At 51.3% G+C, this 24598-nt stretch carries 17 protein-coding genes; 6 read left to right on the plus strand and 11 right to left on the minus strand.

What is annotated here, in order from left to right; translation table 11 throughout:
• Positions 1–14 precede the first annotated feature (14 nt).
• Complete coding sequence (locus BST81_RS12880) at positions 15–2303, minus strand: ABC transporter substrate-binding protein (protein ID WP_075598903.1); 2289 nt, start codon at positions 2301–2303, stop codon at positions 15–17.
• A gap of 444 nt (positions 2304–2747) precedes the next feature.
• On the opposite strand from BST81_RS12880, the gene BST81_RS12890 reads away from it, so the two are divergent.
• Entirely contained in the window at positions 2748–6983 is a 4236-nt protein-coding gene (locus BST81_RS12890; protein WP_075598905.1) for a PAS domain S-box protein, read from the plus strand.
• A gap of 32 nt (positions 6984–7015) precedes the next feature.
• Here the strand turns inward: BST81_RS12890 and BST81_RS29135 are convergent, their stop codons facing one another.
• A complete protein-coding gene (locus BST81_RS29135; protein ID WP_171974749.1) occupies positions 7016–7774 on the minus strand; it encodes a winged helix-turn-helix transcriptional regulator in 759 nt (252 codons plus the stop codon).
• A 249-nt stretch (positions 7775–8023) separates the two neighbouring features.
• Here BST81_RS29135 and BST81_RS12900 point away from each other — a divergent pair, with 249 nt between their 5' ends.
• Complete coding sequence (locus BST81_RS12900; protein ID WP_075598907.1) at positions 8024–8941, plus strand: gluconolactonase; 918 nt, start codon at positions 8024–8026, stop codon at positions 8939–8941.
• 75 nt (positions 8942–9016) lie between these two features.
• Entirely contained in the window at positions 9017–9589 is a 573-nt protein-coding gene (locus tag BST81_RS12905; protein ID WP_075598908.1) for an antibiotic biosynthesis monooxygenase, read from the plus strand.
• 82 nt (positions 9590–9671) lie between these two features.
• Here BST81_RS12905 and BST81_RS12910 read toward each other — a convergent pair whose 3' ends face one another.
• The 7 genes from BST81_RS12910 to BST81_RS12940 all read right to left on the minus strand — a co-directional run bounded on the left by BST81_RS12910 (position 9672) and on the right by BST81_RS12940 (position 15928).
• On the minus strand, positions 9672–10244 hold the full coding sequence (locus BST81_RS12910) for a carbonic anhydrase (RefSeq protein WP_083636836.1): 573 nt from the start codon (positions 10242–10244) through the stop codon (positions 9672–9674).
• 131 nt (positions 10245–10375) lie between these two features.
• Positions 10376–11353 carry a sll0787 family AIR synthase-like protein gene (locus tag BST81_RS12915; protein WP_075598910.1) on the minus strand — a complete coding sequence of 326 codons (978 nt, stop codon included), beginning with the start codon at positions 11351–11353 and terminating at the stop codon, positions 10376–10378.
• Positions 11354–11358: 5 nt separating this feature from the next.
• Positions 11359–11877 (minus strand): MSMEG_0567/Sll0786 family nitrogen starvation N-acetyltransferase, encoded by a 519-nt coding sequence (locus tag BST81_RS12920; protein ID WP_075598911.1) that lies wholly within the window; start codon positions 11875–11877, stop codon positions 11359–11361.
• Between the two features lie 14 nt (positions 11878–11891).
• Entirely contained in the window at positions 11892–12977 is a 1086-nt protein-coding gene (locus BST81_RS12925) for an MSMEG_0568 family radical SAM protein (protein ID WP_075598912.1), read from the minus strand.
• Entirely contained in the window at positions 12922–13959 is a 1038-nt protein-coding gene (locus BST81_RS12930) for a Nit6803 family nitrilase (RefSeq protein ID WP_083636837.1), read from the minus strand. The genes BST81_RS12925 and BST81_RS12930 overlap by 56 nt, the downstream gene beginning before the upstream one ends.
• Before the next feature lie 40 nt (positions 13960–13999).
• Complete coding sequence (locus BST81_RS12935; protein WP_075598913.1) at positions 14000–14482, minus strand: MSMEG_0572/Sll0783 family nitrogen starvation response protein; 483 nt, start codon at positions 14480–14482, stop codon at positions 14000–14002.
• 162 nt (positions 14483–14644) lie between these two features.
• Complete coding sequence (locus BST81_RS12940) at positions 14645–15928, minus strand: MSMEG_0569 family flavin-dependent oxidoreductase (RefSeq protein WP_075598914.1); 1284 nt, start codon at positions 15926–15928, stop codon at positions 14645–14647.
• 363 nt (positions 15929–16291) lie between these two features.
• Here BST81_RS12940 and BST81_RS12945 point away from each other — a divergent pair, with 363 nt between their 5' ends.
• The 3 genes from BST81_RS12945 to BST81_RS12955 all read left to right on the plus strand — a co-directional run bounded on the left by BST81_RS12945 (position 16292) and on the right by BST81_RS12955 (position 22322).
• On the plus strand, positions 16292–20344 hold the full coding sequence (locus BST81_RS12945) for a CBS domain-containing protein (RefSeq protein ID WP_075598915.1): 4053 nt from the start codon (positions 16292–16294) through the stop codon (positions 20342–20344).
• Positions 20345–20392: 48 nt separating this feature from the next.
• Positions 20393–21607, plus strand: coding sequence for a glycosyltransferase family 4 protein (locus BST81_RS12950; protein WP_253188270.1), 1215 nt, complete (start codon positions 20393–20395; stop codon positions 21605–21607).
• A gap of 136 nt (positions 21608–21743) precedes the next feature.
• On the plus strand, positions 21744–22322 hold the full coding sequence (locus BST81_RS12955) for a response regulator (protein ID WP_075598917.1): 579 nt from the start codon (positions 21744–21746) through the stop codon (positions 22320–22322).
• A gap of 70 nt (positions 22323–22392) precedes the next feature.
• Here BST81_RS12955 and BST81_RS12960 read toward each other — a convergent pair whose 3' ends face one another.
• Together BST81_RS12960 and BST81_RS12965 are read right to left on the minus strand one after the other, a co-directional pair.
• On the minus strand, positions 22393–23673 hold the full coding sequence (locus BST81_RS12960; protein ID WP_083636839.1) for an EAL domain-containing protein: 1281 nt from the start codon (positions 23671–23673) through the stop codon (positions 22393–22395).
• 44 nt (positions 23674–23717) lie between these two features.
• Complete coding sequence (locus BST81_RS12965) at positions 23718–24596, minus strand: response regulator (protein ID WP_075598918.1); 879 nt, start codon at positions 24594–24596, stop codon at positions 23718–23720.
• Positions 24597–24598 lie beyond the last annotated feature (2 nt).

Below are 24598 nucleotides of genomic sequence, written 5' to 3' on the forward strand. Positions count from 1 at the left end.
TCAGGATAACCCCTTCATCCAACCAGCCGATCGCTGTAATTGAGGCTGTAGATGGCAATTAATGACATCACAATCAGGGGAAATAGAATGCGGGCAGAGACATCCAAAGTCCACAGGGCTGCTTTTTTGCCGTCTTTTTCGAGGCCAACCCCAATGACCGTGACCACGACCGGAATCAGGCACAGGAGGAAATAGGTATAGAAAACATACTCCAGCGCTACGCTGTAGCTAATTTCAGGCAGTTGATTATTGAACGCCAGAAGTAACACGATACCAGATAGCAGGGTAGAGGCCGGGGCCATAATTCGGGGTACAAACATACTGTAGGGGAAATACAGAACGCAGTAGCTGATCAGGGTTAACAGCAACAGAGGCAGCAAATTCTTGCTCAAGAACACTAGGGTTTTCCGCTGCAAGGTCATGCGAACGCTGAATCCAGGATAGTCAATTTGTTGATTTGCCTGGAATAAATCCGGATCGCCCTGAGTCGAGGTACTGCGAGTGGTGTCTTGAACGTAAGCCATATCCTTAAACTTCCAGAGTTGCAGACCCTGAAAGGGTTTACGCTGAACTGTTTCTGGCTTAGGCAACTTTAACCCCTGAACATCAATGACATAAATCAGTCGATCGTTCGAGAGATGGGGATTGTCAAACCGAATCGCCAGTCGCTGAATATCAAAGGGATAGTCCCGAAAATCGAAGCTATTCTTAAAGTCACCCCGAACCCGGTAGAGACGATAATTCAGACCATTGATCACCTTAGCCTTCAGCGGGGTTTTGGCATCAAAAATAGGAGCCGTAGGATTCACACTATTACTGACTGCATCCGGAAATTCAATCTCTGAGGGAACATCATCTCCCTTGTACCGGAACCAAACATAGAAATCTGCCGAAAAACTCGATTTATTTTGTTCAATCCGACCCAACTTGTTCAAATCAATGCCAGTGTAAACGACCCGTTGCCGCCAGAAGGACTGATCCCCCACCTGGACAATATGACCTGCTTTCACCTCACGGGGTAGGTCGAGCTTTTCCGGATTGTTCACCGTTGTGAACTGTTGGGGAGCCGAGATGAGCTGATAGCCGTGGAATTGGGCTACCCGGACCGGTTGGTCGCTACTGCGGTTGTCATTGAAATACAGGGGACCTGTGAGGCCGGGCAACGCCACTTTAGGGCTATTGAGGGCAGTCAGAGCCTGCTGCACCTGTTCTCGATCGCGCTGCAGATCCGAGGCAGTTCCTTTCAGATCGGCTTTACGTAAGGCATCAACCGCTGCGATCGTGGCTTCATAAAACTTGGCTCCCAAATAGGACGGGGATTTGCCGTAGGCTCTCTGATAATTGCTGAGAAATTCCTGGGCATCAACACCGGCACTATCAAACAAGATGGGAGAAGGAACATACATTCCTTCTGTAAAAAAGCCAGGAGTCTTTTTCTCCTCAGCATATTTCTCAAACCGTCTGGCAAAAGATTCCCTGGAGAGGGCCTGCTCGCCCATCAGCGGTGGGTTAAGGCCCTGTCGTTTGATCGCGACCAGCAACTCCTCAGCCAGATCTTCCTTCGTCAGGGTCAGGAAAAGGATACCTGATTCGGGATCTGCAGCCAGTTCCTTGACAATCTTTTGAATCGACTGTTTACGCCGGGTTGGTTCTGAATCCAATGCCCAGAGATGCTTGACCGTTCCCTTGCTACCCAGAGCTGTTTTCAGCCGCTCCGATTGGCGCTGTTCATTACTGCTGGCTTGGTCATAGATAATGCTGGCCTGTTTCTGTTGCAGCACCTGCTGGGCATAGATAGATAAAACATTGGCCAACTTCGAGTTGGTATAGATCATCCGAAAATAGTAAGGCCGATCGGCGGTTACTTTTTCATTGTTTGCCGTGCCTGTAATTGCAGCGAGCTGGTTTTCCTGGTAAAGACTACCCGCTTCGATCGAGGCATCGGAAGAACGATGGCCCAACAAGACCAGCGTTGGACTTTTGACAATGTCCTGGGCCACCTGCTTTGCCCCATCGACAGTCCCTTTGTCATCAAAGGTCAACAGTTTGATTGGATGTCCTTTGATACCGCCATCCCGGTTCACCGCATCGACATAAAGTTTCACACTCTGGACAATTTCTTCACCGCCACTGGCCCCTTCCCCGCTCAAGGATGCCGCAACAGCCAGAGGGATGGGTGGGCCACTGGTCGTTTTGGGTGATCGGGGGAAAAAGGTTGCCAGTAAGACGACAAACAATAAGGCAGCAATAGCAAGAGCTCCATATTTGGCCAGAAGAGGTTTAATAAGGAAAGGGAACTTCATGAGATCTCTGCAAAGAGGGGGTCAAGACCTGAGATTAGCTCAGACTTGCTTCCCAGAAAAGTAGTCTCTGAAATTTTGTCATCACAGTTTTTATTAAGTTGGTCGATCGGGCTGATAAAACGCTCAAAATCCGCAGGTTGGGTGAAGCACTTGCAGAACCTAACAAACACCTGACAGGTGTCAGACTTCACTACGTTTCACTCAATTTAAGCTAAAAGATTTGTCAGTTAATCAGGCATTCCCCTTGCACAAGTCTCTAAAATATTCATAGTTGAAATTGTCAGAGCCATGACCTCATCACTTGATTCGTGATTCTTATCAAGGCTTCATGAGCCTACGGATCCTTCAGCGGGCATAATGAGCGATGAGCTCTAATCAGGTTTCTAAAATTGAGGTTATTCAGAGTTCAGGCTCCATAGGGGTAAAGCAGGAGGCAGAGGTACGGTGTTTGACGACCTGACATCCAGCACTATCTTGCTTGTAGACGATACACCCTTTAACTTACAAGTTTTGGCCGGAATACTAGGGGAAGCTGGCTTCAAAGTTGCCGTTGCCACAGATGGGGAAAGTGCTATTGCTCAGGCTGAGTATAGCCCGCCTGATTTAATCTTTCTGGACATTGGCATGCCAGGGTTGGATGGGTTTGCCACCTGCCGTGGGTTAAAAGCCAATCCTGTGACTCAGGATATTCCAGTAATTTTCATGACAGCAGTTCTGGAAGATATCAATCGGGTGATCGGGTTCAATTTGGGAGCAGTCGATTATATTACCCAGCCCTTCCAGGCAGAAGAGGTATTGGCCAGGGTGCGCATCCACTTACAATTCAGGCATCTCACTCAGCAACTAAAGCAACAAAATCAACAATTACAACAGGAAATCCAGGATCGGAGAGCAATTGAGGCGGATTTGCGCCAGGCAAATAAACAATTGCAAGAGGAAATTTACAATCGCAAGCAAACGACAGAAGCTTTATTACACAGCGAAGAGACAAATTGGGCGTTGATTCAAGCCATACCTGATTTCCTGATTCGTATGCGTCGGGATGGCACTTACCTGGAGAGTTGGAACCACGATCGACTAGAGAATGGTCTTTGCCTGGTGGAGCACGAGCAGATCCTGCCCGGAACCCCAATCAACCAGATTCTGCCCCCGGATTTGTTGGCTCTGCAAATGCATTATGCCCAGGAGGCTCTCGCCACCCGTCAGGTTCAGACCTATGAGCAACAGGCTGTGGTCGCAGGGGCAATATGCTACGAAGAAGTTCGAATCACCCCCTGTGGTGAAGATGAAGTGCTGGTGATTGTACGGGACATTACGGCTCGCAAAACCACCGAAATTGCCCTGGCAGAGCGGGAAGCAGAATTTCGGGGTATTTTTTCCCAGGCTGCCGTGGGAATTGACTACGCCAGTCTGGATGGGCAATTCCTGGCTGTCAATCAGAAATACTGTGAGCTATTGGGTTATACCGATGATGAACTTTTAACTAAAACGTTCATTGAACTGACCCATCCCGACGATGTTGAAGCAGACCTGATCGCCTCACGACAACTGATTGCAGGGGAAATTCCCTTTTTTTCCATGGAAAAGAGGTTGCTGCGCCAAGATGGCTCTTACCTTTGGGTCGATCTCACCGTTTCCCTGATCCGAGGAGCCCATGGCGAACCCAAATACCTGATGGCGATCGTGCAGGATATTCATCAACGGAAACAAGCTGAAGAAACACTCCAGAGCCTGGTTGAAGGAGCTGCAGCAGTAACGGGAGAAAACTTCTTGCCTGTGATGACGGAGTACCTGCAAAAGTCCCTGGGCATCCGCCATGTGGTGATCGCAAAGCGTCAGACAGCGGAGGAGCAAGCCTATAGTGTGTGGCTGGATGGTCAGTTGCAGCCGGATTTATCTGGCTCTCTGGAAAATTCCCCCTGTGATGTTGTGATCCGAGAGGGACTGTATTGCTGCCCTAGCGAGGTCCAGCAACGCTTCCCAGACTATCCATTTCTGACTCGTCTGAATGCCGAATCCTGCCTAGGGATTGCCCTCACAAATAACCAGGGCGAGATCATGGGTAGTCTCTGCATTTTCGATGATCAGCCTCTGACACAGCCGCAAAAGGCGATCGGCATGTTACTCGTGTTCGCAGCCCGGGCCAGTGCCGAGTTGGAGCGGCAGGCTGCCCTGGATGCCTTACATCAGTTGAACCAGGAACTGGAAAGTAGGGTAGAGGAGCGCACGGTTGAACTGCAACGGGCCAATCTTCACCTGCAGCAAGAAATGGCTGAACGGCAGAAGCTGGTGGCTCTGGTGGAGAATAGCTCAGATTTCATAGCCATTATCACGCTGGATGGCCAGTTGACCTACCTGAATCCGGCGGGACGGCAACTGGTGGGATTGGATAACACCACTGCCCTGAGTTCCCTGATGCTTTTGGACTTTCATTTCCCGGAAAATTGGGCCGCAATTCAGCACAAAATGCAATTGTTGAGCCAGGGAGAAGTCTGTCAGGAAGAAATTCAGCTCCGCCATTTTCGAACTGGGCAGGCTATTCCCAGCCAATGCAGTGCTTTTGCAATCAAACAGGCCCAGACCGGAGAGGTTGTGGCTTTCGCTGCTATCTTACGGGATATTACCGATCGTAAGCTGGCAGAAGCCGCCTTAGAAGAGTCGCAGCGGATGTTGCGGCTGGTGCTGGATACGATTCCGCAACGTATTTTCTGGAAAAACCGTCAGTCCCAATATCTGGGCTGTAACCAGATCTGCGCTCTGGATGCAGGGTTAACCTCACCAGAACAGATTATAGGCAAAACTGATTTTGAACTGGCCTGGAAAGCCTCTGCGGCAGATTACCAGGTCGATGATCAATTGGTGATGGAATTGAATCAGGCTAAACTCCACTTTGAAGAGGGGCAACAGCTTGAAGATGGCTCTTACCGCTGGTTACGCACCAGTAAAATCCCCCTCCATAATCCCAGAGGTGAGGTGATCGGAGTTCTGGGAGCTTACGAGGATATCAGCGATCGCAAGCAGGCTGAAACAGTGATCCAAGAAAGTGAAGCCCGCTATCGCCGGATCGTAGAAACTGCCGGAGAAGGAATCTGGGTTGTGGATGCCCATGATTACACAACTTTTGTGAATGAAAAAATGGCCCAAATGCTCGGCCTCCTACCCGAACAAATGTTGGGGCGGAATCTGTTCGACTTTATGGACCTGGATGCCCAACAGTTGGCAGAGCGATATCTGGCAGTTCATCGCCAGGGAATGAAGGAACAGTATGATTTCAGATTCAAGCGGGCCGATGGCTCTGATCTTTGGGCCATTGTGGCAGCCACTCCGATTCTGGATGAAGAGGGGCACTATATTGGGGGCCTGAGAATGGTGACCGATATCAGCGATCGCAAACGGGCTGAAGCCCAACTCCGGCGGGTGAATGAACAACTGATTCTGGCCAATGCGGACTTAGCCCAGGCAACCCGGCTCAAGGATGAGTTCCTCGCCAATATGAGCCATGAGTTACGAACCCCCTTGAATGCCATTTTGGGCATGTCCGAAGGCTTGCAGGACAGGGTTTTGGGGAATCTGAATGAGCGGCAGTTGAAGGCCCTCAGCACGATCGAGAACAGTGGCAGACATTTGCTGGATTTGATCAACGATATTCTTGACTTGGCCAAAATTGAATCTGGCAAGCTGGAATTACAGATAGCTGCTACCTCGGTGCAAAATCTGTGCCAGTCCAGCTTGAGCTTTGTCCGACAAATTGCCCTCAAAAAAAGTATCCATCTGGATATCTCCATTCCCACTGAGATCGGCCCGATCATGGTGGATGAACGCCGCATCCGTCAGGTTCTGATTAATTTGTTGAGTAATGCGGTCAAATTCACCCCGGATAGCGGCAGAGTGACCCTGCGGGTCAAATTGGAGGTTGGGATGGATCGGGACAGCGAGACCAACCGATCCCATTTATCCCCCGCAATAGCCCCCGCTTCTTTGCTGGCCTTTGAGGTGGAAGATACGGGCATTGGCATTGCGTCAGAAGATATGCCCAAATTATTTCGCTCCTTTGTTCAGATCGACAGCAGTCTGAACCGGCAGTACAGTGGTACAGGGCTGGGGCTGGCCCTGGTTAAACACCTGGTTGAATTACATCATGGTACCGTCCAAGTTAGGAGTACCGTGGGTCAGGGTAGTTGTTTTACCATTACCTTGCCGTATCAGAATGCAGCTCAAGCAAAGCAGACATCAACGGCCCCCCCTAATGTGCCCCAGGGAAGAGAACAAGGTGCTCAAAATTCTGAGCAGATCTCGATGAGGGCTGGGTCTGCCCAACCTCTGATTCTGTTGGCAGAAGATAATGCTGCCAATGTAGAGACCCTCTCTATTTATCTGACCAATTGGGGATATGAGTTGATGATCGCAAGGACAGGCCGGGAAGCCGTTGCTCTAGCTGCAGCCCATCGACCGGACATTATTCTCATGGATATTCAAATGCCTGAAATGAATGGGCTGGAAGCGATCCGCCAGATTCGCACCATACCAGAACTGCTTCGAGTTCCGATTATTGCGTTAACGGCACTGGTAATGCCCGGCGATCAGGAGAAGTGTTTTCAAGTGGGGGCCAATGAATATTTGTCCAAGCCCGTCAGCCTTAAACATCTGGCAAATACGATCTGTCAATTGTTAAATACCTGAATCAGGCAGGTAGGATTTATCAGTGCAGTTGCCTACCCGTTAAGGAACCCCACTAAGCTAGCCAGGGATGCCGCCAATTCTGCTGTGTCCACAGGCTTGGTCAGGCAAACCTGGAAACCAGAGCGCAGAGCCTGCCTGCGATCGCCAAACCTTGTAGCCGGGGTAAGGGCGATCGTCGCAATTTTCTGGGCTGGGGCTGGCTCAAGCGCTTTGATGTGACGAATCAGGGTGTAAGCCTGGTTATCTGGCAGTTCGGTATCAATCACCAGGGCCTGGGGCTGTATCTGGTCGAAATCGGTTAATGCCCTGCTGATGGAGGTCGCGATCGCAACTTGCACCCCGCGAGATTCCAGTTCTGAACGCAAAAAATCATCCATTTCAGGACTCATAACCAGAACACGCAAGCCGGTCAAGTCCAGTAACCCAAAGCGAAATTCAGGCATTTGATTTTTTCCCCATTCGCACATCAGCTCAACAATGGGCCTGAGCGTTGCTCCGAAGGGGGTAATGCTGTACTCGACCCGTCGAGGAACTTCCCGATAGTTTTCTCGATGCACCAGACCATCTTCTTCTAATTCCCGTAACTGCTGCGTTAAAACCTTGGACGAAATCCCAGGGATCAGGTGTTTCAATTCTCCAAAGCTCTTCGGATTTTGTCGTAGCCACCAGAGAATTACACTTTTCCACTTTCCCCCCATGCGCTTCAGAGTCACTTCAACTGGGCAACCATACTTCATAAGTAGTTGGGTGAAATTAAAGTAAACTAAATGCTGGGTTTCGGCTACGCTCAACTCTCCTCCAGAAAAGATTTTGAGCATTAAGCGGAGTCGAAATGCATCTTACAAATAATTCCGCCTTCCTACTTAGCTCAAGCATTTCCTGCATTGGTATCCATTTGGTAACTAAAGAGATCCCTATGTTAGGCTCTATGCGCTGTCGGGTACTAAGTCACCGGGTGAAATGCATGATCGAAAAAGGGGCTGGAAGCTCCAGGATGCATTCATTGGAAAACTGCTGTAAATCATAGAGGAACGATCGCGATGTCTACTCCAACCGGATTACCTCCTATCTTTGAAACCACTCCCATTGAGTTAGCGCCGAGTCAGATCATCGCAGAATTTCCAGTCAATACGTTCCTAGAAAGTATTGCGATCGCCCCTGACAATACGTTATTCATCGCCAACCACTTTGCAGGCCACATTATCCGCATCGGTCCCGATCAAACCCCAGTCACCCATGCAGTGATCTCAGGTAAAGCGACCGGTTTAGCGTTTCTCTCCGATGGGGATCTCCTACTGACGGGTTGGAATGAAGATGGGATTTCTACAATTTTTAAAGTTTCCTCCCAGGGGGTAGTAGAAACCCTGCTTACCGTACCAGAGGCCCTGTTCTTCAATGGACTCACCTATCTCACAGGGAATCGCTATGTGATTGCAGACTCCTATCGAGGGGCAATTTGGGAGCTAGATGCCGCCCAAGCCAGCATTCGCATTTGGCTGGAACATCCGCTCTTAGCCCGAACAGCGCCCGATCGAGAAATCCCTGCTGTCAATGGCCTCAAAATCTTCAGTCATGTGCTGTATGCCTCGAATACTGAAAAGCAGCACATTGTTCGGATTCCAATTCTGGACGATGCTCAACCGGGCGAACCCACAATTTTTACCAATCAAGTTAACATTGACGACTTTGCATTTGATTGCAACGGGACTTTATACGGCACCACTCACATTTACAACAGTGTGGTTAAGGTTACGCCTGATGGTACAGTCACCACGATCGCACAGGCAGAACAAGGCATGGCAGGAACTACAGCCCTGGCATTTGGTCGTACAGAGCCAGACCAGATGAGTCTCTATGTGGTGACGAATGGGGGCATGTCTCTACCCTTACCCACAGGACTTGAATCTGCAAAAGTTATCCGACTTGAAGTGGGTGCTGCAGGGTTGCCGCTGATCTGATCAGGCTATCTGGATAAGGATGGGGTGCAACCTGCCCAATATCCCTTTTGCCCTTTACCGTGAGGATTTCTACGGATGCATGCGTTGAATCAAGCAGAGGACCCACCTGTAACGGTTGATATTATTCAACAGGTAAAGCCTGGTTGCGAGACTGAATTTGAGCAAGTTTTGAGCGAACTGATAGAAGCCGCTCAAGGATTTGATGGACATTTAGGCGTCAACATTTTTCGTCTGACCAATCACAGCAACCCAGAATATCGCATTGTTTTTAAGTTTGACCACTTGAGTCATTTAAGCCGCTGGGAAGACGCTCCCATTCGCCGCCAGTTACTGGAGCGGACCAAGCGCTTTACTGTTGGTTCTAGCAAGTGGCAAAAACTGACGGGACTGGAGACGTGGTTTACCCTTTCCACTCAAGGGGCGATCGTGCCCCCGCCTCGTTATAAGATGCTAACGGTCAGTTTCCTGGCGATCTTCCCGTTGATTAATCTCCTCAACCTGGTGCTACAGCCACTGCTTAACCCGCTACCAGCATGGCTGCGTGGTTTGATTGTAACGCTGGTGATGCTGTCGCTGACAACCTATGTTGTCATGCCACGGATGACCAGGCTATTTGCCGGATGGCTCTATCCAAAATCGAAAGGGTAAATGCTGATGAGTCAGCGCAGTATACTTCACTAGAGCCACTTCCGTGTCTGAATTGCTCTGAATTCAGGCTAGCCAAGCTGTCTCAGGTAATCATTTCAACGGCACCACGATCAAGGTTATATTGGGCTCCGACAATTTTTACTCTGTTCTGCTGAATTAACTCAGCAACGGGCAGAGAAGATTTCAACTGTTCCACCACCAGCTTAATATTTGCCCGTACAGCATTATCGAGCAGATCGCCCGGTTCATGTTTGACTCTGTCTACTGCTGGTTGGATTGCATTGAGCAGAATGCTAATGTGGCCCAAAACTTCTGCATGTTTAACAGTTGCTGCTACTGCACCACATCGTTCGTGTCCTAACACCAGGACCAGTGATGTGCCCAACTCCTTTACTGCATATTCAATGCTACCCAAAATCGCATCATCTAGAATGTTTCCTGCTACCCGAATCACAAACAGATCGCCCAAGCCCTGATCAAAGATAATCTCTGGTGGCACACGAGAATCAGCACAGCCTAAGATGATGGCAAAGGGGTGTTGTCCGGTGGCAATTGCTCGTATTCGTTTGCTAGATTGATGATGATGCACCAGTTGACCAGCGACATAGCGCTGGTTGCCAGCCATGAGCTTTTCAAGAGCATGATTCGCGTTCATAGGGAATGAGCTTACAGCAACGATCGTTTTGTCATCGTTAGCCTATCACCCAGTTCTAAAGCAAATAGAATGCTATCCAACAGTTTGATCTGCTTTTTTAAAAGAGTTCTGCCAGGGAGGAGAGAAACCTCTTAAATGCACGGACTGTCCTTTATCCCAGGCGGTGGAGAGAAACCGGTCAACGGGTGCTCGGACAGATCCCAGAACACGATCGAGGCCTCCTGATGGTGGAGGAGCAGTTGGGATGAGGCCGTGATTTCACCAATGTCGGCACAGACCAGGTGGCGATCGGCAAAGAGGGTTTTCACCGCCGCCCCATGCTCGGCAGGGACGCTGAGCAGGAAGCCATAGCTGGGAAAGCAGACCAACCATTGCTCTAGCGCTACGTCGGGGGGAATGGGAATCCTATCCAGATTGAGAATGGCCCCACAACCGGAGGTTTCCAGTAACATCAGCAGGGTGCCGATCGTCCCTCCGTTGCTGATGTCTTTGCCCGCCCGACACCACTGGGCTTCTGCCAGGTGAGGCAGGAGGGCCAGGTCGGCCCGCAGGCGCACCGGATCGGCGTTGGTGGCTGCGTTCCAGAAGGGGTATTGGGGATGCATTTTCCCCCGCAGGTCGATCGCCATCAGCAGCCGATCGCCCGGTTGGGCCGCAAAACTGGTGAGCAGGTGGGTGGCTCGTCCCAGGATGGCTACTGAAAGAGCATTGTAGGGGCTGTGCCCGTTCGTATGTCCCCCAACGATCGGCACCTGATAGGTATGGGCGGCAGCCTGCATCCCCTCCAGCAGGCGCTGACTCTGGTCTGGAGAGGAACTCCAGAGTGTATCCACGACCGCGATCGGTCGTCCCCCCATGGCATAGATATCACTGACATTGACCATGACAGCGCACCAGCCCGCAAACCAGGGTTCCCGCTCTACCAGGAAAGGCATCATCCCCTCGGCAGCCAGGAGCAGGTATCCCTCCCCATCTGGAATAACGGCACAATCATCACCAGGCGGAAAGGGGGAGGGAGAATTGGGCAGGTGTTTCGCAATGAGCTGAATATCTTGCTTGTGGAGCAGGCCCAGTGATCGGTGGAGTTGGGCTGCTAATGCATCTAGCATAAGTCCTAGGAAGCTTTGATCAGGTTCAGGGATGGCCGTAGTTCGTCCCCAGGGGGATAGTAGTTCAAATCCGCTTCCATCAAGTGATGGGGCCGATCGCAGATCGTCAGCTCCTGCATCGATCGCCAGTGCAGCCGCTGGAAGAACCTAACATTTTGCTGTTGCACCGTCGCCAGAAACTGGCGACAGCCCCAGGTATTGGCGGTTGTCACAGCTTTTTCAATCAATCCTTTGCCAATCTGCCAGCCCTTGCGGTAACTGGGATGGGTGCCCAGACGCCCGCCATACCAGAGTCCCGGTTCAGGCTCATAAATGCGAACCACCCCCACGACCTGATGACTCTCGCGGGCCATGGCGATAATGGGATAGGCGATCGCATCGAATCCATCCTCATCCCCGGTTTCAAATAGTTGTTGTTCCTGACAGAAAATGAGTTGCCGCAGATCGAAGTAAGCGTCAATTTCTGCGGTCGATCGGGCCAGCTTAAACAGATAGGGCGAATCCGACCCTTCATTCAAAGACACAATTCAATTCCTGGCTATTCAAAGGTGGACAAGGCAGAACAGGCTCCGCATTTGGCGCATCCGGCTTTAATCGCGGTAGAAGACATCCCGGCTTGCCGCAGCAGGGTGCCTACAGCCTGATAGACCGCAACCATGAAGTCACTGCTGGGGGCTGGATGGTGGGCCAGGGGGGTGTGGGAGATGGGAACAAAGGGGACGACAAAAGGATAAACCCCCAACTGGATCAGCCGATCGCAGCCCTCGACCAGGGCGTCCAGGCTATCCCCCAATCCGGCCAGGAGATAGGTGCTCACCTGACCCCAACCAAAGACTTTGACAGCAGTTTCAAAGGCTTGAAAGTAATAGTCCAGGGGCACTTCCGCTTTCCCTGGCATAATCTTTGCCCGTACTGCTGGGGTGATCGCCTCCAGGTGCATGCCTAAACTATCCACACCAGCGGTTCGCAGCCGATCGAACCAGATAAAATCATCGGGGGGTTCGCACTGGGCCTGAATCGGCAAGTTGACCCGCTGCTTTACAGCCTGGGCACATTCGGTCAGGTAGGCGGCTCCCCGATCGCGGGTGTGGGGAGTGCCGGTGGTCATAACCAGGTGCTTCACCCCATCCAGGCGCATGGCAGCTTCAGCCACCTCCGCCAGTTGGTCTGGGGTTTTGCGGGCGATCGTGCGATCGGCCTCCAGGGATTTTTCGATCGCACAGAACTGGCAAACGGTAGCAGAGTCTCGATACCGCATACAAGTCTGGAGCACGGTCGTGGCCAGCACATCCTGACTGTGCAGCAGGGCAATTTTCCAATAGGGAATGCCTTCGGCGGTGCTGAGACTGTAAAACCGGGGCTGGGAGGGAAAGCTGACGGGGGCGATTGCCTCCCCTCCCCGATGGAGCATGGCCCGGTTTGAGCCTGCGTCTAACTGAACGCGATAGGGCGATCGGGCGGCGCTGCCGGTGTAGATGGGTACCATCACCGTTGTGCCGTCGATGGTGACGGCCTTGTGATCGGACGGCCCTGCTCCGCCTTTGCGACCGGCTGCCCCGATGTCCTGCTCAACCAGTCGCAGCCCCTGGGACTGAATCTGGGTAATTAACTGTTGCTTGTTCATGGATCTGTCCGTTGTGTTCTGGCGGAGATAGGTGGAGGGAATTTGAGGCAGGGGATGGGCTTACCACTGACCAGGGGCTGGTAGTGATCTGCAATTGCAGTAAATCGGGCCGGGAGTAGTGCCCGACGCAATCCATCATGCGTTTGCGTTTGGTAATCAGGGCGAAGTCTAAATCCGCGATCGCCATCCCTTCTCCTGCCGTAATCGGGGGGCACAGGGGTATTCCCTCTGGACCGATGATGGCCGTGTAACAGCCCCCGCTCAGAACCTTTTGCAGCGTCTCATCGGGGGTAATCTGGGCCACCTGATCCGGACTCAGCCATCCGGTGGCGTTGACGACAAAACAACCGGCCTCCAGGGCATGATGGCGGATGGTGACTTCAATCTGGTCGGTGAAGATCTGGCCCACCAGGGAACCAGGGAATTGGGCACAGTGAATCTGCTCATGCTGGGCCATCAGGGCAAATCGAGCTAAGGGATTGTAATGCTCCCAGCAGGCCAGGGCACCGACTCTCCCCACCGCCGTATCCAGTACCGTCAGACCCGCCCCATCTCCCTGACCCCAAACCATGCGCTCATGGTAAGTCGGCGTGATCTTGCGCCGTTTTAGTAGCAGGGAGCCGTCGGCATCAAAGAGGATCTGAGTGTTGTACAGCGATCCGTGATCCCGCTCATTCACCCCCAGGACAACGACGATGCTGTGGGTGCGGGCGGCCTGGGCGATCGCCGCTGTTACTGGCCCTGGCACCTCAACCGCCTCTTCGTACAGCCGCATGTGCTCCTTGCCCATCAACACGGGCGGTTGCACAAACGAGAAATAGGGATAGTAGGGAATGAAGGTTTCGGGAAAGACCACCAGTTGGGCTCCGGCTTGGGCCGCCTGGGCGATCGCCTGGATCACCTTTTCGGTGGTGCCTTCCCGACTGAACAGGACCGGGCTGATCTGGACTGCTGCTGCCCGAACTGTACGTGAGTCATCCATAGTAAGGGTCCCGCTAAAGGATCCAGTTAAAACTGTCCAGTTAAAGCGTCCAGGTATCCAGAATGAAGGCGTTATCCTTGCGATGCAGCAGAATCAGATCCAGCACATCCAGCGGATTGATCGGACGGATACCGGGAATCAAGGAAGGTTCACCATGGCCATAGAGGGCCTGCAGGGCAAAGCGGCAGGCATAGACCTTGCCCCCTTCGGCCATAAATTTGCCGATCTGGTCATTAAAGTTTTGGTGCCCAGGAAAGGCTGTATCCCCCAGCTTAGGAAAGCCCCGCTGCACCCCTAAGGTCACTCCCGGTCCATAGAGCAACACAGAGGTTTCAAAGCCTTTGCGGAGTAGCCGCAGGGCCTGGAGCAAATTCACAAACCCGATCGAGCCTTCAAAGGCAACAGTGTGGAAAGTGACCAGTGCCTTCTCGCCGGGTTCAGCTTTGACATCGGGAAAAACTTTCTCTTCGTAATCCACAAAGAAATCGCCAGTCTGATGGGCGGGCGTGGTTACTTCAGGCATGGGTGTTTCCTCCAAAGAATGCTGCCAGCGTAGGGCTACAGCAGCGGTGCTTTTGTATTGCGGATTACGAAAGCAGCAGGTCTACCCATAAGAGCAGGTGGGACGATCGGCCATGTCAGCATCTGTGGATTTTTCCTTCCCACCCCTATCGATTTCAACAGGTTACGATCCCAACAAGAACTCATCCACGACACTCCAGGCACTGGAGGCGGTCATCTTCCTGCGGGCAACGATGTAATCCGCCAGATACTGGGCATCCCTGGCAACGCCAGAAAACCGCCCAGAGCCCCAGGTATATAACCAGGGCAGGCCCAGGAAGTAGAATCCCCGCACGGCGGTCACCCCCCGTTCATGACCAGGATATCCTTTACCATCAAAGACCGGCACCTGAATCCAGCCAAAGTCAGACTGAAAGCCAGTACACCAGATCACGGTGCCAATATCAGCCTGCTCGTAATCCAGATGGGGTAAGGGGTCTGGTGGTTCCCAAACCGGCTGATACGGCGCTTCGATTGGGGCTTCAATCTGTTGGGTTTCAATGAAGGTGTCAATGCTTTTTTTAATGCTTTCTGCCACTGCATCAGCCTGATCTAAATTCTGCTTCAAGTCGTCCCAAAATTCGAGTTGATTGCCCTTGATTTGCTTCAACTTGCCATGCAATTGCATTCCCTCCAGGGCAAACTGCCGCAAGTTAATTTCCCGGCCCCCATCCCGACCTGTCAGATAGTGGTTGGTATGGGTTCTGACCTTTTCTTTTTGGGGGTGGTCCTCGATCGATAAATCGTAGTAGCCCATTTGATCGAGCCAATCCACCACGTCTTTGCCCCGATACTGGCGGGGCGATCGGGGGGCTCCCCCCACGCAGAGATGCACTTGCTTCCCAGCCAGATGCAAATCTTCGGCAATCTGACAGCCGGATTGTCCCGTCCCCACAACCAGCACGGCTTTGTCTGGGAGTACGGCAGGATTTTTGTAAGCTGAGGAGTGGAGTTGCTCGATCGATTCCGGCAATCGCTCTGCCATCCTGGGAATTCTGGGCCGATGATAGCCCCCCGTTGCAATCACCACCTGATCAGCCGTATAAGTTCCCTGAGACGTGATCAACTCAAAACCAGATTGCGCCTCATGCTGGCGAACACTGAGAACTGCTGTCTCTTCCTGTACTGGAAGATTAAATCGAGCAGCATAGGACTCAATGTATTGCACGATTTCATCCCTTTGCATAAAGCCATGGGGATCATCGCCGGGATAGGGATAGCCGGGTAACTGGCATTGCCAGTTAGGGGTGACCAGACAGAAGGAATCCCATCGTCGGGTCTGCCATTCAAAGGCAATCCGATATTTCTCCAGAACAATGTGCTCCACCCCTTTCTCTTGTAAGCAATAGCTCATGGATAGCCCTGCCTGACCACCCCCCACAATTACAACAGAATAATGTGTTTTCATTGGCTGATGTTTGACTAGAATTGCGCGGAATTATGTCGCAAGATTAGGCGGTGGCCCCAAGGGGGAATGTATTTTGCAATACGAAATCTGGAAGTCTAACGAAAAAACCAGGGTAAGCTAGCCGAGGGAAACCCCCTATCGATTGTTCTGGACTGAAATTACTTTTCGGGTATGGATATTAAGAAAATAGCCGTTTACTCCCAAGATTCCATGTCCCATGTAGCATTTAGTTATGTCTTGATACTGAGACTGAGCCGGTTGAACGCGATTCTGTTTAACCTTAGGTTGCAATCTAAATTTAAAATTTTCCAGGGCTAGTGATTTGGGGCAAACCCTTACCTGTCTTGGTCATCCGTCTGATCAATGACCTCAGGGATTTTTACAGCGATTGATTTTGCTACTGCGATCGTCCGTGACCCGCTTCTGATCGGGACCAATGCCACCGTTGCAGATGCGATCGCTCTGATGAGTGTGGGAGGAACGACCTGCTCCTATAGTTGTGCCGTTGACTCGGCGGATCAACTCCTCTTGGCCAAATCCCAAACCAGTTGTGTGCTGGTTGTTGAAGCAGGGCAACTGGTTGGTATTTTTACAGAACGGGACGTGATCCGGTTGTGCACCTCAGGCCGCCCCCCAGCGGAGGTCCAGATCACGACGGTGATGACCCATCCCGTCCTGACCCTGCAAGAGACTGACCTCACGGATTTGTTTGTGCCGCTACAGATCTTCCAGCGCTACCGGATTCGCCATCTCCCGGTGGTGGATGGACAGGGTCAGGTGCTGGGGTTGCTCACCCATGATGGGTTGCGACAACTATTGCGCCCGGTTGATCTGTTGCACCTGCGGCTGGCCTCAGAGGTGATGACCTCCCAGGTGGTTCAAACACAGCCAGAGACACCATTGATTGAGATCACCCGGCTGATGGCGGAACATCAGGTCAGTTCTGTGGTGATTGTGACCGAGCAAATCGAGCCCGGTGAACCACCATCTGTGTCTCCGATCGGCATTATTACGGAACGGGATATTGTGCAGTTCCTGGCGCTGGAGCTGGACTTTAACCAGGTTCATGCCTCCACGGTGATGAGTACACCCGTTTGTGCCGTTCCCCCCCAGACCTCGCTGTGGTTGATCCGGTCCTTGATGCAGGAACGGCGGATTAATCGGGTGGTCGTGACGGATGCCCGGGGGCACTTGCTCGGCATTGTCACCCAGACCAGTCTCCTGAGTGCCTTGAATCCCCAGGAAATGTATCAACTGGTCGAAACCTTAGAACAAAAGGTCACCCAACTGGAAGCTGAGAATTTGGCTCTCTTGCAGGCCCGCAACACAGAGTTGGAGCAACAGATTCAGGAACGCACGGTAAAACTGCAGACCCAGGCCGAGCGAGAACGCCTGCTGGCTGCAATCGCCACCCAGATCCTGGCTTCCCTGGATTTATCGGATGTCCTGAATACGACAGTGACGGCGGTACGGTCCTACTTACAGTGTGATCGGGTGCTGGTCTACCAGTTTGAATCCGATTGGAGCGGCATTGCCGTAGCTGAGTCTGTGGGGGATGGCTGGAGGCCCTCCCTCCACGATCGGATTGAAGACCCCTGCTTTCAGGAAAATGCGGCTCCCCTTTACGGGACAGGACAGAAAATTACGATCGACAACATCTACAAAGCAAACTATCCCGACTGCTACCTGCAACTGCTGGCACAGTACCAGGTGAAAGCAAATCTGGTCGTGCCGATTCTGGTCTCTGGAAACCTGTGGGGCTTATTGATTGGACATCACTGTAGGGATTTCTATTGCTGGCAGCAGACGGACCTGACCCTGCTGGATGGGATTGCCGTTCATCTGGCGATCGCAATTCAACGGGCGATCGCCTATGAGCAGAGCCAGGTTGAATTGGCCGAAAAACGCCAGGCCGAAGCAGCCTTAAAACAGAGCGAAGCCATCAATCGGGCCATCCTGGAAGCCATCCCAGATTTACTGGTCCGATTGTCACCGGATGGGCGTCATTTAAGTATTTCCTCTGGGGGCACCGTCAAAGTGCTCTATCCCGACGAAAGTCAGCAAGCCAGTACCATCTTTGATGTTCTGCCGTTGGACCTGGCAAACCAGAGGCTTGACCATGTTCACCGGGCATTAGAGACGCAAACCCTCCAGATTTATGAACAGGAGATCGAGATTGGGGGGGAACTGCGCTACGAAGAGATCCGGGTTGTCCCCAACGGTACAGAGGAAGCTCTGGTGATTATCCGAGATGTCACCGATCGCCAACGGGCTGAAATGGCCTTGCGTCAGAGTGAGGCTCAGAGTCATGCCATTCTGGAGGCCATTCCCGATTTCATGTTTCGGTTGGGAGCGGATGGCCGACATCGGGGTCGGGTGACGAGCTATCGCGCCCTGGATGTGGTTCCGCCTGAGGTGGATGTCAGCGGCCAGCATATCTCAGAGTTACTACCAGCAGAAGCAGCAGAACGCCAACTGCACTTTTTACGGCAGACATTAGAGACTGGAGAACTACAAATTTACGAACAGCAACTCCAGGTGGGCGATCGAGTGCAGTATGAGGAACTCAGGGTGATTAAAAGTGCGGACGATGAAGCCCTGTTTATGGTGCGGGATATCACCCAGAGAAAGCAGGCCGAAATCGCTTTGCAGGAGCTTAACCGGGAACTTGAAGCCAGGGTGGAAGAACGGACGGCGGCCCTGAGAGCCAGCGAAGTCCAACTCCGTAACCTGTCCGATCGACTGGAACTGGCGATTCATGCTGGTCAGATTGGCATCTGGGAGTGGGATATTGTGCGTGATCAGGTGTTCTGGGATGACCGGATGTATGAACTCTATGGCGTTCAGCGCTCGGACTTTGGCAATGCCTATCTGGCTTGGCTCCAAGCAATTCATCCGGATGACCCGGCTGCTGCTGAAACCATCTCTGAACAGGCCCGCCGGGGATTGCGCGAATACAACCTGGAGTTTCGGGTGATCCATGGGGACGGCTCCATCCGCTTCATTCAGGCCCATGCCTTGATTCAGCGGGATGCCGGTGGTAACCCCCTCCGCATGATCGGGATTAACTATGACATCACCGAGCGTAAACAGGCTGAAATCCAGATTCAGCAGGCCAACGAGCGCTTAACCCTGGCCAATGCAGAACTCTCCCGAGCTACACGCCTCAAAGATGAGTTCCTGGCCAATATGAGTCATGAACTTCGCACTCCGCTCAATGCCATCCTGGGCATGTCAGAAGGGTTACAGGAAGAGATTTTTGGGCCACTCAATCAACGTCAGCTTCGAGCGATTTCGACGATTGAAAGTAGTGGTCGGCATCTACTGGAGTTAATTAATGACATCCTGGAAGTTTCAAAAATTGAAGCGGGTAAACTCGAACTGGAAATTGCCTCGGTTTCTGTAAACCTGCTCTGCGAATCCAGTCTGGTCTTCATCAAACAACAGGCTTTGCAGAAAAATATTCAACTGCAGATAAACTTCCAGCCTAATCTGGGAGATATTGCGGTGGATGAACGACGCATGCGCCAGGTCTTGCTCAATCTATTGAACAATGCAGTTAAGTTTACCCCAGCCGGAGGGCAGGTGACCCTAGAAGTCAGAAGCCTTCACACCATGGAAAGGACCGGAATTAACACACCAGAGACAGGGCAGGATGATCAGGAGGTTCTGGCTCCTGGCTTCTGGATTCTATTTTCTGTGATTGATACGGGAATTGGCATCGCACCTGAGGACTTGGGTAATCTTTTTCAACCCTTTGTCCAGATTGATAGTAGTCTGAGCCGACAGTATGCAGGGACTGGCCTGGGATTGACCCTGGTCAAGCAAATTGTCGAGCTCCATGGGGGCTGGGTTACGGTTAAGAGTAAGGTCAAACAGGGCAGTTGCTTTACGGTGTATTTGCCCCAGCAGAGTAGCAGATTGTCCCTGTCAGATCCCCCGATCGCAGCCCCAGGATTGGTCGAAACGGATCCATCTGACCTCGATCGGGCAGGAGACACCTCTCTTGGAATTCCTGAAGCGATAGCAGCCGCCCCAGTCATTTTACTGGCGGAGGACAATCGGGCCAATATTGAAACCATCTCTGGTTATTTGAAAGCTCGCGGCTATCAGCTCATTCTGGCCCATGATGGGCAGGCCGCGATCGATCTGGCAACCAGGCACACCCCCGATCTGATTCTGATGGATATCCAGATGCCCAATCTGGATGGGCTGGAAGCAATTTACCAGATCCGGACCCAGCATCAGTTAGTCACGGTTCCGATCATTGCGCTGACAGCATTGGCCATGCCGGGCGATCGGGAAAAGTGCCTGGATGCAGGGGCAAACGACTACCTGACCAAACCGGTGAAACTGAAACAGCTAGAGTCCCTCATCCGACAATTGCTGAAGCATCGCTGCTCCTCTTCGGAATGAGAATTAAATAAAGTGCCCCATAGAAAGAATCCTGACATGAAAATCCTCATGCTTTCGTCTACCTTTCCCTATCCGCCTAGCCGGGGGGGAACGGAAATCAGAACGTTTAACTTGCTCAAGTACCTGAGCCAGCGACATTCTGTCACTCTGGTGACCCAAACCCAGGCCCATACTCCGGAAGCCGATGTAGCCGCCCTCCGAAACTGGGTGGATGAACTGGTGCTGTTTCCCCTGCCTGAGGAGCCGACCCAGGGTGGATGGATAGGAAAGGTAACCCGTCTAGCCGAAGTATTGCTTAAAACGACACCGCCCAATGTGCTGTATCGCTATTCGCCTGCCTTGCAGCAATGGGTGGACGATCGCGTCCGGGTAAGACAGTACGATGTCATCACCTGCGAACATAGCGTCAACGAAGCCTATATTCGGCCAGAGTTCCAGCAAACGGTGCCCACGATCGTGGATGTGCACAGTTCCGTCTACGGATGGACTCGAAACCACCTGGAGATGGGGGCTTCCCCCAATCCCTTCCGCGATCGCCTGTTTCTGCCCATCCTCTATCGGTACGAGAAGCGCTACTGCGCCAAGTTCTCAACCATTGTGGTCACCACAGAAGACGATCGGCTCCAGTTGCAACCGTTTAATGCAACTGCACCGATCGAGGTCATTCCGAATGGCGTAGATCTGGACCTGTTTCCCTATCGCTCCCCGGCGAAGGGTCGGGAACTGGTGTTCGTCGGAGCGATGGATGCATCTCACAATATTGACGCAGCCCGCTTCTTCAGCCTGGAAGTGTTGCCACAAGTGCGTCAGCATTATCCGGATGCAACGTTCACTATCGTCGGAGCCCGCCCCACCCCGGAAGTGGAGGCCCTGGGAGCTTTGCCCGGAGTAACCGTGACTGGACAGGTGCCTTCCATGGTGGAATACTTGCACCGGGCTGCCGTCTGTGTCGTCCCCCTGCGAACGGGATATGGCATCAAGAATAAGACCCTGGAGGCCATGGCAGCCGGAACCCCTGTAGTGGCCAGTGATAGAGGTCTGGAAGGGTTAGCCGTGGACAGCCCCCTGCGGGCCTTACGGGCTAATCGGGTGGAGGACTATGGCACTGCGATCGGGCAATTGTTTGAAAATTCGGAGTTGAGGTCTCAGTTGTCTCAGAATGGTCGAGCCCTGATTGAAGCGGAATATACCTGGGAACGGGCTGGTCAACGCTATGAGGAGGCTCTAGAACAGGCTGCCCTGAGAACTAAACAACTGGTTTAATGTCAGTAGACCTATAACGATGGAAATCTATCTCTTGAGATGGATTTTTTATTGCAACAAAATAAAGATTATTGAGGTTGGAAGACCTGTAAAACGCTGCATTGCAAAACGACTGCAAACCCATGCTAGATCTGCAATGGCAACCCTATGGGATAACGATCGGACTGGTGCTGATTGCTCCAGTCTTAACCCAACTGCTGAACTCAGTTCAGCTCTCTCCATACTTCACCTGATTGGTATTACAACGTCAGAACTGAAGTGGGCCAAACCGCAGAATGTTCAACCCTTACCTTTCCCAGCTATGCAGTCCCCACCTCTTGAGGCCAAGCCCTTGATTTTGCTGGCCGAAGACAACGAAGCCAACAGCACAACTCTGGCTAGCTATCTGGAAAATCAGGGATATCAACTCATCATTGCCAGAAATGGTGTGGAAGCTGTTGCCATGACCTTTGCCCAGAAACCTCAGTTAGTGATTATGGATATTCAAATGCCAGAAATGGATGGATTAGAGGCCATCCGGCAGATTCGGCAGCATCCAGAATTTCTTACAACACCGATTATTGCCCTGACTGCCCTGGCGATGCCTCGGGATCAGGAACAGTGTTTGGCAGCCGGGGCAACCGAGTATTTGAGCAAACCCGTTCGACTCAAAGAACTGGTTGTAATCACGCGGCAACTGCTCGCAGATGATCTACCTGAAACAGTCTCTGACTGATGCCAGAGGAGAAGACAATAGCCTTAAGCGCAACATCCCAGGGAACCGGTATCTCCCCAACTGAACAGCACTACATCAACAAAAATCTTTCAAAAGACTCTGCCGATACGGGAGGACTAAATAGATATCCTTGGGCCAGGTCGCAATGATTGTCACAGAGAAATATCAGCTCTTCTTCAGTTTCTACACCTTCAGCAATAACCTTTAAATTCAGCCCATGAGCCATTCGAATAATGGCCTGGATAATCGCAATCTTGCCTGGGTTGTGGGTAATGCTGCGGATAAAACTGCGATCGATCTTAACGATGTCAAACGGGAAGTGTTGCAAATAGCTCAGAGAAGAATATCCTGTCCCAAAATCATCAATCGCAAGTTGCACCCCAATGGACTTGAGCTCATCAATCATCCGAACAACTAACATGGAATCCTGGACTAGCAGACTTTCTGTTAATTCTAAATCCAGCAGTTCAGGTGCCAAATCCGTCTCCAGCAGAGTCTGAGCCACAATTTTGGCTAGCCCCTCTTGATTAAACTGACGAACTGATAAATTGACTGAAATCTTGAGCGGCGCAGGATATCTGATTTGCCACGATTTAGCCTGGGCACAGGCTTTTCTCAAAATCCATTCCCCGATCGGCCCAATGATGCCTGCTTCTTCCGCAATCGGAATAAACGTGGTGGGTGAAATCATGCCACGTTTTGGATGCTGCCAGCGTAGAAGGGCCTCTGCACCTACAATCTGTCGATCCTGAAGCCTTACTAAGGGTTGATAGTAAACCTGTAACTCCTGATTTTCCAAAGCAAAATGCAAATCATTTTCCAGAACCAGTTGTTCAGAACCACCGATTTTAAGAGCGGCTCTCTGGATCGAGAGTTGTAGATTTTTGCTTAGCTCTTCTGCTGTTACCAATGACTCTAAAATCTCAACTTGTTGCTGATGCTTTTGCAGAGCCATTCTAATTGTTGCATGCAGTTCCCGCTCATTGAAAGGCTTCAGGACATAACCATAAGAACCTGTATTTTCCGCTCGTTGCAATGTTTTATCATCCGCATAAGCAGTCAAGTAGATCACTGGAATACCATAGTTTCTATAAATTTTTGTGGCTGTTTCTATCCCATCTATCTCTCCTTTAATCACAATATCCATCAAGACCAAATTGGGTTTCTTCTCAGCAGAAGCTTTCAAGGCTGCTTCTCCCGAGGAGACGATATCCAACACCTGATACCCCAATCTCTTAAGTTTTCTACTTAGATTTTGAGCAATTAATAATTCATCTTCAACAATCAGAACATTGATCTCATGCATCATAGTTTTCTTGTGAAAATTTTGTTCCTTGTCTGTTCTTTGCATTTTATTCTATTGGGGGATTTCTCATTTCAGAAAGTGGGCTCTCATTATGCATATTTCCTTTTTTCAAGATCCTGTCTGGCTCTTTTTAATATGAATTCAAAACTAGAATCATCAGAATAATAGGAGGCCATACCAATATTAATCGTCAGTTGAGTACGTTGTCCTAGCAGTGCAATAGGCGTGTCTGCGATCGCTTGTCTCACCTGCGCTGCCACTACCCCCATCTCATCACAACTCGTTTCGGGGGAAAAAATGATGAATTCTCCCGAATTCAATTGACCGATATAATCTAGTTTATGCAACATTAATGAGGCTATTTTTATAACCACATCCCGCAATGCCCTACTGAAGAGACAATCATCAGCTTCAAGCGTGTAATTTGACCAATCCACCTGCATCATCAGGACTGAAAAGGTCGTAGACACCGAAAAGTTCCGGTTAGCCTGAACCGTCAACTGAAAATCCTTCTCTGCCAGAGATAAGAAGTGATCGCAATCCAGGATGCTAGTTGCAGGATTTATCTGAACCAGTCTCAGCATCTCAACGACCCGTTGATGATGTCCCATAGCAACTTCGATCGTTCCCTTGAGTTGTTCCTTCTTAAAGGGCTTCACCATAAAACCGTAGGCTCCAGTTTCCCTGGCTCGTCGAATTGTTGCACTATCGGTATAGGCTGTAATGTAGATGATAGGAATTCCATACTGGTTCTGAATTTTCAGAGCTGCTTCAATCCCGTTTATCTGGCCTTTAATCACAATATCCATCAGGACTAAATCAGGTTTTTTTTCACCAGCAACCTCGATAGCTGCCTCTCCAGAAGAGACAATATCCACAACCTGATAATTTAGTTTTTTAAGCATCCTGGCCAGGTTATGTGCGATCAAAAGTTCATCTTCAACAATCAGGATACTGATGTTCTCCATCG

This window comes from Leptolyngbya sp. 'hensonii' (assembly GCF_001939115.1).
In the GTDB taxonomy this organism is placed as follows: domain Bacteria; phylum Cyanobacteriota; class Cyanobacteriia.